Source organism: Haladaptatus ordinarius, assembly GCF_054177595.1.
On the sequence record NZ_JBPEHH010000317.1, the window covers coordinates 1 to 532 of the forward strand.

The 532-nt window shown below is 61.1% G+C and carries 1 protein-coding gene; it reads left to right on the top strand.

The annotated features are described in order from the left end of the window. The coding region (locus tag ACR3FF_RS27370) for a transposase (protein WP_458191253.1) at window positions 1–532 on the top strand (532 nt) is incomplete at both ends.

The window sequence follows — 532 nt, forward strand, 5'->3', positions numbered from 1 at the left end:
GTGGAAGCAGGGCTACAACGGTCAAGCAATGGTGGACTGCGACACGCAGGTCATCATCGCTCAGGACATCACTACTGACGCAAACGACAAACAGCAACTCGAGCCGATGCTGGAGAACTGCGAGGAAGTGAACGGCAAGCGCCCGGGGAAGGCGCTTGCCGACGCTGGGTATTGGAGCAAGGCGAACGCGCAGTTAGCGGGTGAGCAGACGGAACTGTTCATCGCCACGACCAAAGACTGGAAGCGACGCAAAGAACTCCGGGAAGCGGATCCGCCACGAGGGCGGATCCCCAAGTGGTACGGGCTGAAAGAACGCATGGAGCGGAAACTCCGGACGAAACGAGGCAGAGCCATCTACCGCAAGCGCAGCCAGAGCGTAGAAGCAGTGTTCGGTCAGCATGTCACCCGCGGCTGCGACCGATTCCTGTTACGTGGGGAGACAGGGGCACGAGCGGAGTGGTCGTTGTTTTCGGCGACGCACAATCTGCTGAAACTGTGGCGGTCCGGCCGGGGGCCGGACGGCCACAAAGTG